Below are 11,207 nucleotides of genomic sequence, written 5' to 3'. Positions count from 1 at the left end.
TCCAATACCTGAACATATTTACACCGCTACTAGGCTAGTAAGTTAGCCAGCCGGGTTGTTGTCGCTCATTCAACGACGCTATCCAATCTTCAATAATCGATGTTTCCCAAAAAGACTGACAGTTTCTCAAATAATCGATGGATGCTTCCCAATGACCTAATTTGCTCAGGCTCTTTACTAACATCATTGAGGGGCCATAAGAAGACAAACGCGCGTCATGACCAACGTCACCCGATGCCGCTAAATATTCCAATGCAGCACGTTCGTCGCTATCTCTTATCAGTGCAATTTGACCCAGTACAGTATTTGCCCAGTGCTTGTGATAATTATTCGTGCCTATCGATCTAACAAGCTTTCTAGCCTCTGGTTCATCCATTAGCTCTGATGCTTTCTTAAAAAGTTGTCTGTTGTCACCGCGCCAATTTAGCTTAGCCCCGAATAACTCTTTTGCCTCTTGAGTCAATAAGAATAAGCGTTCAGCGTACTGCTGTGCGATATCAAATTCTTCCACGCTAACCGCAGTACTGGCGATCCACACAATTAAATTTGGCTGAGCTGAACCACATTTTTCGGCGCTTAATAGGTGGGATAACCTCTCTTTCTCATCTAATGTATAGCGAGACAAATCAAACCACAGTTCGTCAGATTCTGGTGCTTGTTCAATTGCCTTCTTGAGAATATCACACGCTTTTTGTTGGTCATTGGTACTATAAAAATTAGCAGCGCCCTTTACAATCTCGATATTCTCAGGCTCTTTATCAAGCAGATTCAACCACAAGACTTCGATCTCATTGTATTCAGTCGGAGAACGCTCAGCATCAACAATCACAACTGGACTCTGACATAAAGTCGCTTTGGGAAAGCGTTGTACCGCCTCTTTGATGTAGTGAGTACGTTTCGAATCACCAAATAAGGCGGGATCTTCTAAGTAAGCTAACAACAACGTGAAATAATTCGCGCTGTTATCCGGTTCTGCCAAAACCTGTTCTTCGGCCTTTTTTATTTTCTGTACTATTTCCATAACCAAATCTCGCCAACAATAAGACATTATTCATTAAATCAATATATTACTGGCGAATATAGCACTTACGAACCACAGCTTGAATGATTATCATTTAATCTAGATTGTTCGTACTACTCAATACACACTAGAAATCAAACCTTCAGGCGCTGTAAATCATTAGCGAGCCACTTCCTTGATTGGCTCGCCATACAAGGTGCTTTCTAATTAAGCATCTGGTGTCAAAATCAGTTTGCCCATCACTTTGCCACTTTCAATGTCGTCATGTGCCTGTGCAGCTTGTGACAATGGCATCGTCGAGTAGATCGGTTTTACTTTACCTTCAGCGAGCATTTGATAAACGTTTTCGAGCGATACTTTGACTAGGTCGAAATTGCTAAAGTATGTAGCATATATTTCTGAATAAGAGATAGTCGGTGCTTTAGAGAAATGTTTAATGGCTTCAGCTTGCAAGTTGGTCTCTCCGACGCCACCCAAGAAACCAAACACAACGATATGACCAAATGTCGCTAACACTTCTAGATCTTGAACAGCAGTGTCACCCGCTACCGGGTTAAAGATATAATTTACCCCTTTGCCGCCGGTGATCTCTTTTACTTGTTCAACCCACTCACCTGTTGAATTGAGTGCGTAATCTGCGCCTAGTTTTAGAGCTTGTTCTACTTTTTCATCTTTACGGTCTAAAGCAATAACTTTGAGCCCAGCTGCTTTTGCAAGCTGAATTAACGCAGTACCTACGCCACCCGTTGAGGCGTACACTAATGCGAATTTTCCTTCTTCGGCACCAACAACATTGTGCAGCATGTGGTATGCCGTGAAATAAGTCACTGGCATCGCGCCTGCTTCATGAATGTCGACGCTGTCGTCTAGAACAATCAATTTATCTGCATCAATGGTAGTGTAATCTGCATACATTGACGCACCAATCGGCCCTAAATAAGCGACTTTTTGACCTTCTTTCAACTCAGTATTGTTAGCATCTACCACAATGCCGCTCCCCTCAACACCAGAGATAAATGGTAGTTCTGGCATCATACCTGGAGGCATATTCCCTTCACGGATAATCGTATCAATAAAGTTTACTGGCGCTGCAGCGACCTTAACCAGTACTTGGCCTTCAGCCAGCTGAGGTTTATCAGTTTCTTTGTACTCAAGTACGTTAGTGCCACCTGTTTTTTCGATGATGATTGCTTTCATGATTCTTTCTCCGTTGAAGCTAGTCGCTCTATTCGTTGTCTACGGAAGAAATATTAGTGGCAAATCCAAAATGAAAAAATCCGCAATCTGGGACATCAGAATTGCAAAAATGGGATTATGGGGTTGAGTCAGAATTTCTCTGCTTAATGTAATCGACAATGTGCTTAATTTGGCTCTGCGCGTGACGACGTCCTAAGTAGTATGCGTACATAATACGTGTACGGGGTTTAAGATCATCGACAGATAACTCAACAACACCTGCATCTTTAATCATTACGGTAGGAATCATCGCGAGATAAGTGCCTTTCATGAGCGAGTGATATGCGAGGCCTAGATCTTCAACCACAAGGTCTTGAGACGGGTCCAACATAATTTCTTGATGTTTAGGGTTGGTGAATGCCCAAGATGTCATAGGACGAGAGATAACACTGGGAAGAGATTCTAGTTGCTCTTTAGTGATCTGAGTGTCTTTAATGTTATGTCTATCAAGAAAGTCTTGAGTGGCACACAATGAATATGGAATATCCCATAACTTAAGAGCTATCGCAGATGAGTCCATCAATGGACCGACTCTAAACGCTAAGTCAATCTCGTCCTTGATAAGGTTTTGATTACTATTCGACAAAGCAATATCGAGCGTAAGTTCGGGATGTTCGCTAACAAAATCAATCAACCAGTTACCAAGAAAGTCTATGCCAGCGCGGACAGGCATTGATACCTTGAGCTTGCCTTTAAACTCCACTTCAGAATCGATAGCTAGATCGATAGAGCGCTGAATAGATGTGAACAAGGGTGAGCAATCTTGATACAGCTCCAGCCCTCTGGATGATACTTTTACTTCACGAGTCGTGCGGTGCAGTAACGTTAACCCCAAACTTGCTTCTAACGCGTCGATTCTTCGACTTACGGTACTATGGGGTAATGAAATCCGCTCTGCAGCCTTCTTCAAACTACCTGTTTCCACAACTGCACAGAAAATATTTAAGTCGTCCAATACCCGTTTCATAGCCACTTCTCGTTTTATTATCCCACTTTTAGGATTGTATGGGTTTAGCTGAGAAGTGCAATCTCTACAAATGGAACACGTTAACTGCTTAGACACCCTACTTAAAGTCTATTAGACCTATAGGTGCTTTGGCTGAATAACCAAATTGAGACATATTTTTCCTTAGTGATGGCGAAAACTCATCAATTTTAAGTAGTTACGGGGCAAGACTAATTTCATACGATATACTAAACATAGTTGGTTTGACGGTGTAATACCTGATAAAGGCGTGGAATGACATCGCAGTGGACCAACTATTAACCCAAACGAACTTATGCTTAGGAGGCCACGTGTCAAAGAGCTTTAACCTTGAAGATGCAGGACAAATTTTTGTGGGGGCCTTTGCTCTCGCTGTCCCTATATCATTTTCAGAGGAAGCTTGGCAGCTAGGCGAAAGTTTACCAACAGCAAACCTCGCGTTACTTTTTCTTCTGTCGTGTTTGTTCTTGTCAATTTACGCTTTCGAGAGCGTTTACCAAAGAAATATCAACGGCAGAGTCATGGAGTTTATCTCACGTATCGTGATTGCTTATATATTGACAATTATGGTCGTCGCTTTGGTGTTGCTATGCATTGATAAGCTCCCTGCGCTTGATTCTCCGTTGGTTGCTTTAAAACGAGTTATCGTCATTGCTATGCCAGCGTCAATGGGAGCTATTATTGTTGATGGTTTTGATAAGGAATAAGCCAGGTTTCAACAACCTACTTGCACGGACTAAAGACTCTTCATGAGTTCTTTAGTCGCACAGGCATGCTCGAAATGTCTATGGGTTTTACGCAACTCTTAACGTATTGACTAGCTTTTTCGGATGAGAAAAATGTAAACCTTGTAAACATACATGAGATTTTTTCGGCACATATTTAGCCTGTAACTCTTCCTCTATTCCGCATACTACTAAAGTAAAGCCTACTTGCTCAGACAAGCGAAACATAAATCTTAAAAATTCATTGCTCACAGGGTCCTTGCCCATATTCATTGCAAAATTTCCATCTAACTTTACTACGTCAAATAGCCCTTTATTTAACAGATCGTAATTCGTATAACCTGTACCGAAATCATCTATCGCAAAGCGACATCCCACACGTTTCAAGCTTTGAAGATTATCTTGTACGTGCTTCTGAGAAATAGCTTCACTATGTTCAACCAATTCAAAAATCAACTTTTTTCGAATTTCCGGGCAATGTTTAGTTAAGCTACAAATATCGTTAGAAAATGAGGTCATCGCAAGGTCTGACATCGAAATGTTGATACTAAAATCCCCTTGTTCGGCATTGTCTTTTCTCGCTAATTCAATAACTTTTCTAGTGATCATGAGTGTTAAAGAGTAGTGAATGTGCGGTGTATCACTGAGCAGCGACATATAATTTTCTGGCTCAATATGCCCGCGCTTCCTCCATACCAGCAAAACTTCACGAATACACTCTTTATTCTGGTTCATGCTATGAACGATCGGTTGGTATGCGAGCTCGAAGTTTGCCCCGCCATCACGAATGTCTCTTTGTAAATCTTGAAGCATGTGACGTTTACGTAGATTCTTTTGATAATCCTTTTCATTGTGGATGTATAACCCATCTTGATTTTGAATCGCACGCAAGATCCCATAGCTGATGCGTCTAAACAGGCGATCTGGTTTGGCGATGTCGTAAGTACTGGAAAAGTGTAGCGTCGTTACTGAGTAATCAAACGGCATTTTCTTACTATTGATAACCATTTGGTTCGGCAATGCAGCTCTTACTTTCTGTTGATGCTCAACCTGCAGCTTATTGTTTAAAGGGACTTCAGACACAAAGATCATCACGATATATCGATCATCATAGAGCCCAATCAAACTAGGCTTTAAGTCGCCGCTCAATTGAGTATGTAATGTTTGCTTAATTTTCATCGACGTTTGGTGATCAAAGTAGCGATAGAAATCGCCATTACGCCCAACACAAATCACATGAGCGGTGTAATACACTTCACCTTTTTTTGCCTCAAGGTTCGCCATTTTTTGTTGAATGTAATGAATATTGGGGATGTTACTCTCTTCGCATATAAACCTAGCTTGCTCCAATTTATGCTTCTCACGCTCTAATCGGTTTAGTGCGTAATTATGCTTCTTACTTTGGCGAGCATTATAGAGAGTCGCGATGATGACAATACCAAGAATAATCGCTGTCACACCGGTTGTGATTGGAGAAAATGGGATGGGTTCAATATCCATACGTCATACTCAAGTAAGAAAACAAAAGCAGAACATACCGATCCAACACACTAATATCAACGGACTCAAGCCGAAAGGAGGGTGCAAAAAGCGCGATTAAGAACGACAAATAGAGCATTAACACCAATTATGCAAAATATGAAATCGATTACATCTATGAATGAATATTGAGGACTTTTGCCCACCGCGTCGTTGACATTAACTTACGATTTGCAGGATGAGACAACGACTAACACCCACAGTGAGACGCATAATTATTCATTGCGGAGTGTTTTAGATTGCTAACGACTGTTTACACCAAGCAGCCATACGAAAAAACCAGTTGTTTTACTCATTATTAAAATGAATATATAACCAACTGTCTTTACTGAAGATCTGAAACTGCAATAACCACAACGTGTAAATTTATGTAAATAAATAAGAAAACGTGACTAACATCAACAGTTAAACTCAAGCGAATTGACTATTTGAACGTATCGAACTTTCAGATCTAAAAATCACTGGACCAACCAATTATTGTGATATGCATCGAAATTATAAAATTATAGCTACATCATTTATGAGACGAGCAATTATAAGAAGAAAATCCAACAAATATGCAGTTAGCCCATTAATCGAAAGCACTTAAACACTGCCAAGGATGCCCAGCACGTTGTTTTAAAATGACGCCAAGGTAATGACCATGATGCAATAGTTCTCCTAATAGCATCTCTCACGTGAACTCAATCGTAGTGACGACTCAGAGCGTGCTCTTCAATATCGACTCAATTTCTTTCACTAACCAAGTGTTAAGTGCAAGGTCTTTCGTTTGGTACAGATCGTATGCGTAAATATCCATGTTGTATTTAGGGGACTGCCCTATCGAATCTACACTCTCAATTCCGGGCGGTAGTGGCTGCGATGAACGAATCATCGGAAATATTGCATCAGAATGTCGAATGGCTTCAAAGTTCACTTGTGGCGAGTCTGATTTCAATATGACATTGGGGATATAACCTGCTCGAAGCAGAGTATCTTCTGCAGTTTCGTGGCGGCTTCGCCAATCTGGAGTTCGAACCAACACCAATGGATATTGTGCAATGTCATCAAGTGTCACTGACTCAAGTTTAGTGAGCGGATGCCCTTCACGTACACAAATGACATACTGGCTTTTTGGCATTAGTTTCTGCCTTATCTGCTTAGAGTAACTCTCGGGCCCGTAATCCAAAGCAACATGCACTTTCCTCGATAACAATCCAGACTCTACCTGCCACGTCCAGTCCATAATCTCGAACTGCGCATTCGGCGCTCGCTCACTGAGCTCTCGATAGAGTTTTACTCCGATGGCGTTTGTAAGAGCATTGGTCAAACTGATGGAAATTTTTCCATTAAACTTCATTGGGTCATACCCTTCCGAAGCTTGAAATAAGCCGTCGATCTGTTCAACCAGTTCAGGTAACGACTTTTCAATCTCTAAACAACGTTCAGTAGGAACCAATCCATAGCGCTCCCTCACAAACAACGGATCATCAAACGCGTCTCTAAGGCGAGCAAGTGCGTGACTTACCGCCGATTGGCTTAGGTTGAGTATTTCTGAGGCTTGACGCGTGTTTTGAGTATCAATCAGTACACGCAATACTTTAAGTAGATTGTAATCGAACGATTTCATCTTTCATTTCCATGCAGGTCATATCACTCTAGATATTAATATAGTTAATTTCTAAGATTCAACAGGTTCACTTCTGCACATATCTTAACTTTCTTAAGATACTTCCATCGCTTTAATAGACGAAGGAAAGCAGCAACGATGTTTCAAATAAAACGACTTCCTTTAACACTCCTTATGCTGACTGGAGCGCCACTTGTGCTTGCAGACAATCAGCCAAACCTAGGCACGGAAGCCGTTCAAGACATGTCAGATCCATTAGCTGTCTACACACAGGTAGGTATGGGCTACACCGACAAAGGCTTAAACCTAAAGCTAGGCCAAACCTTCGATACTGGTAATGACACCACAATGGGCATGCACGTACTCGAATTAAAAGGTGGCTATGGCGACGCACTAGGCATGCGTGACTACGCCGACGACAGCATTGATAGCCTTCGCCTACGCCGATTTGGCGTGGACTTGACCAATGGCCGAGGTTCACAAGTCGACTTCAACTATGACTTTGATACAGAGGCAGGTTCACTCTCTTACAGCTTTATACAAGCGATACCAGCAATTGGTCCCCTGCAGCTTTACCCTCTTGCAGGAGTCGGTGCTGCTTTCGCCAACAACGCGATTGGCGACAATGGCGAGACGATCAGCGGTTACACCGTACCAGGAACATTCGCAGTCGTTGGTGCATACGGCAAATTGACGCTCACCGACAACATTTGGCTGAACTACAACCCAATGTACATGAGCACCCTATCTGGTTCTGATACCTACAAAGAGCATGCCTTTGCAGATAACTACAGCATTCTCGCTCATGAATTTGCCGCCTCATATCAGATAAACCCTCGCTTAAACGTTCGATACTTTGCGCAATGGAACGAAGAATCGAGCTACCGAGATGGTTCACACATTGTCGAATTTAACTACCAGCTATAACAATTTCAAAAAGGTAAACAGTATGAAAAAAACAACACTGGCATTATCGATTGCCCTACTTTCATCGTCAGCTTTCGCTTCTGTACTTGCTAACGACGTAATCAAACAGATTGATTCATCGAACTGGACGGTCAATCCACTGGATTACGGTATGACGGCAATGGAATATCAACGCAAAGAAGGCGATATCTTTGCGTTAAACATGCTGAAGCGCGGTGAAATCAACAAGTTCATTCACTTCACTGGCATTTCTCAAGCAGCGGATACCTGGGTAGTAACACCAAATGTGGATAACATTTATTCTCTTGCTATCATTGACGTTCGCGATGGGTTCACCATTGAAGTCCCAGAGATGGGCGATCGTTTTATGTCTCTTCACATCCAAGATCAAAACCACACATTCGTAGAATACACGTGGGAACCTGGTGTTTATGAGTACAAAGCAGGAGAAATCGAGACCGACTACGTATACGTGGGTATTCGCACTGGTACTGATGCAACAGCTGATGACATTGCATTCGTAACCGAGCAGCTTCAGCCAAACATGAAGATTACATCAAATTCAGCCATTCCTTACACAAGCGATACCAAAGAATCCGATATTCTAGAATTGCGTGAAGCGCTGTTAACGGAATGGGGCAATCTGCCTGACATGTTCGATTCTGTTCAATTTGACATCAACAACGTATCTGATTGGGAAAAGTGGACTTACACGATTGCTGGTTCATGGGGTTTAAGCCCGGAATCAACAGCGATGTACGCATCATGGGCACCAGAGAACACGAAAGCAAACACCTGCTACGAAGCGACATTCGACAAAGTGCCTGCCGCTGCATTTAGCTCGCTGACCCTATACAACAATCAAAACTACTTGATGACTGATGAACACAACGTCGTAAGTACAAGTCGTCCTGATTTTAAGAGTCATTACGATGGTAGCTTCACGATTATCTTTGGTGACAGTACATGCCAAGATATTGCAGAAGCTCGCAATGTGAACTTTGCCCACACACCTGTTGATGAATGGCGCGCTCAAATCCGTGCATACCGCCCAGATGTTGAAGCGATGAAGCAATATCAGCTGCCAGAGTTGAAAGAACTGACTCTAAACTAACGCGGTCAACCACCTAATCGTTCGCCCTTGTTGATACTATATCGACAAGGGCTTTATTATTTTTGAGTGAGGCTATGATGATGTCCATAATGCGCTGCTTATTCTTGAGTACCGCTATTCTTATTACAGCATGTTCTACTCCACCAATATCGTATTCCAACAACGACGAGTCTGACTTAGTGTTGATCATTCACGGTTTAACTAGAAGCGGTCGCTCAATGAGTGAACTCAATCAAGGGCTTTTGGGCGCGGGTTACCAAACCTGCGTACTCGACTACTCTTCTGTTGGTGTCAGTATGAATGAGTTAATTACAGAAACTGACAAGCAGATTCATCAATGCACCGAAGAAGCAAAAGTTGTCCACCTCGTGGGCCACTCATTAGGGGGACTGTTAATTCGTTATCATCTTCAAGCTGATGATTCGTTAGAGCAAGAAGGAAGATTAGGCAGAGTGATCATGATAGGGACGCCAAATCACGGCAGTGAAGTTGCTGATCATTACAGCGAGAAGTTTTGGGCGAATTGGTTTGGAGAGGTGCCGCAGTCTCTAACAACCAATGAAGCTGGCATTTCACAAAATCTGAATGAACCAAACTACCCTGTCGGCGTTATTGCTGGTATCAAAACCTACCACTGGACACGAGAGAACTTTGATAAAGCGAACGACGGTCTTGTAAGTGTAGACTCGGCGAAAATATCCACAATGGATGCGTATTGGGAAGTAAACCTGCCGCACCATCAGTTACGGTCTGACCCAAAAGTCATTCAGCAAGTCGTCCATTATTTGAAAACTGGGGAGTTCGAATAGGGCTAGGCTGCTTAGAGAAGGCTCGTCAATGCGAGCCAACTTGAAAAGCTATTTACCCAAGGCAAGCTGATATGTGCGTGCAATATTTTCCGAAAGATTGCTCAAGTTTGTTTCAGCTTCTGAAAGTGCATCAGATAAACTCATTGCTCTTGGTACACAAGTAAACACAGCGTCAATCCCGTGCTCATAAAGCACCTGATATCCATCATTGGTGCAACCTGCAACAGCAACCACCGGAATATCAAACTTCTTAGCAATGTTAGCAACCCCTACAGGAGCTTTACCATGAGCCGTTTGCTGATCAAGCTTGCCTTCACCAGTGATAACCATATGTGCGCCTTGCATCTTCGTTTCGACATCAAGCATAGTCAGTACAACATCAATACCCGGTTGTAATCTTGCATTAGTATATCCTAAAAACGCAGCACCGATTCCACCAGCGGCTCCAGATCCCTTGCTATCAATGATTGACCTCTGCGTAATTTTCTCTGTCAGTTGACCAAATTGATATAACGCCTTATCCAGCAGTAGCACATCTTCACTTGATGCTCCCTTTTGAGGCCCAAAAAACGCAGCGGCACCGGAATCGCCACACAGAGGATTATCGACATCACATGCAACTATGATCTCGCAGTGCGCTAACCTAGGATCAAATTCACTAGTCACGATTTGATGGACGTTAAGCATTGATGCGCCACATGGTTCAATTTCTTCTCCGTCTTCATTTAAAAACTTTACGCCCAACGCGGCTAGCATACCGCTACCGCCATCGGTCGTCGCGCTGCCACCTAAACCTACAATTAGACGGCTGATTCCGGAATCTAAAGCGTGACGGATAAGTTGGCCTACACCGAAGCTTGATGTCGATTTTGTATCTCTCTCGGACGCCGGCACTAGATGCAAGCCACACGCCTCAGCAACTTCAATAACCGCCGTTCTATGAGCACCGAGGAGACCATATCTCGCCTCAACTGTTTTCCCTCTTGGATCTTTTACCCTTACTTGTATCTTTTCACCACTAGTCGCATCAATCAACGCTTGCATAGTGCCTTCACCACCATCAGCAACGGGTATCGATACATACTCAGCATTTGGCCAAACCCTTTTTAGACCATTTTCAACAGCTAGGCACACCTGCTGCGCTGTTAAACTCTCTTTAAAAGAATCAGGGGCTATAACTATCTTCACTTCTATTCCCTCATGTCCTTAATAAAACTCCCAAGTCACTGACGTAACCTGGGA

The 11,207-nt window shown here is 42.8% G+C and carries 10 protein-coding genes; 4 read left to right on the top strand and 6 right to left on the bottom strand.

The window, feature by feature from the left end; all coding sequences use genetic code 11:
• Positions 1-34: 34 nt before the first annotated feature.
• The 3 genes from AC6R05_RS10520 to AC6R05_RS10510 all read right to left on the bottom strand — a co-directional run bounded on the left by AC6R05_RS10520 (position 35) and on the right by AC6R05_RS10510 (position 3,224).
• On the bottom strand, positions 35-1,021 hold the full coding sequence (locus tag AC6R05_RS10520) for a tetratricopeptide repeat protein (RefSeq protein WP_500647322.1): 987 nt from the start codon (positions 1,019-1,021) through the stop codon (positions 35-37).
• Positions 1,022-1,228: 207 nt separating this feature from the next.
• Positions 1,229-2,218: a quinone oxidoreductase family protein gene (locus AC6R05_RS10515; protein WP_500647321.1), complete on the bottom strand. Its 990-nt coding sequence runs from the start codon at positions 2,216-2,218 to the stop codon at positions 1,229-1,231.
• Positions 2,219-2,333: 115 nt separating this feature from the next.
• A complete protein-coding gene (locus AC6R05_RS10510) occupies positions 2,334-3,224 on the bottom strand; it encodes a LysR family transcriptional regulator (protein WP_500647320.1) in 891 nt (296 codons plus the stop codon).
• Between the two features lie 329 nt (positions 3,225-3,553).
• On the opposite strand from AC6R05_RS10510, the gene AC6R05_RS10505 reads away from it, so the two are divergent.
• Positions 3,554-3,949 carry a DUF2391 family protein gene (locus AC6R05_RS10505; protein ID WP_150873264.1) on the top strand — a complete coding sequence of 132 codons (396 nt, stop codon included), beginning with the start codon at positions 3,554-3,556 and terminating at the stop codon, positions 3,947-3,949.
• An 87-nt stretch (positions 3,950-4,036) separates the two neighbouring features.
• Here the strand turns inward: AC6R05_RS10505 and AC6R05_RS10500 are convergent, their stop codons facing one another.
• Both AC6R05_RS10500 and AC6R05_RS10495 read right to left on the bottom strand, forming a co-directional pair.
• Complete coding sequence (locus tag AC6R05_RS10500) at positions 4,037-5,467, bottom strand: EAL domain-containing protein (RefSeq protein ID WP_500647319.1); 1,431 nt, start codon at positions 5,465-5,467, stop codon at positions 4,037-4,039.
• 739 nt (positions 5,468-6,206) lie between these two features.
• Entirely contained in the window at positions 6,207-7,115 is a 909-nt protein-coding gene (locus tag AC6R05_RS10495; RefSeq protein WP_500647318.1) for a LysR family transcriptional regulator, read from the bottom strand.
• Positions 7,116-7,253: 138 nt separating this feature from the next.
• Here AC6R05_RS10495 and AC6R05_RS10490 point away from each other — a divergent pair, with 138 nt between their 5' ends.
• The 3 genes from AC6R05_RS10490 to AC6R05_RS10480 all read left to right on the top strand — a co-directional run bounded on the left by AC6R05_RS10490 (position 7,254) and on the right by AC6R05_RS10480 (position 9,965).
• Positions 7,254-8,042 (top strand): hypothetical protein, encoded by a 789-nt coding sequence (locus tag AC6R05_RS10490; protein WP_500647317.1) that lies wholly within the window; start codon positions 7,254-7,256, stop codon positions 8,040-8,042.
• A gap of 22 nt (positions 8,043-8,064) precedes the next feature.
• The gene (locus AC6R05_RS10485) at positions 8,065-9,156 is read left to right on the top strand and encodes a DUF1254 domain-containing protein (RefSeq protein ID WP_500647316.1); all 1,092 of its coding nucleotides are present in this window, start codon (positions 8,065-8,067) and stop codon (positions 9,154-9,156) included.
• Between the two features lie 74 nt (positions 9,157-9,230).
• On the top strand, positions 9,231-9,965 hold the full coding sequence (locus AC6R05_RS10480) for an alpha/beta fold hydrolase (RefSeq protein ID WP_500647315.1): 735 nt from the start codon (positions 9,231-9,233) through the stop codon (positions 9,963-9,965).
• A gap of 48 nt (positions 9,966-10,013) precedes the next feature.
• Here AC6R05_RS10480 and AC6R05_RS10475 read toward each other — a convergent pair whose 3' ends face one another.
• Positions 10,014-11,153, bottom strand: coding sequence for a glycerate kinase (locus AC6R05_RS10475; protein ID WP_500647314.1), 1,140 nt, complete (start codon positions 11,151-11,153; stop codon positions 10,014-10,016).
• Between the last annotated feature and the right edge of the window lie 54 nt (positions 11,154-11,207).

Source organism: Vibrio sp. R11-SG3-ISO9 (assembly GCF_059834255.1).
Note: the sequence above shows the minus strand (reverse complement) of the source record. Positions and strands in the feature narration are given on the sequence as shown.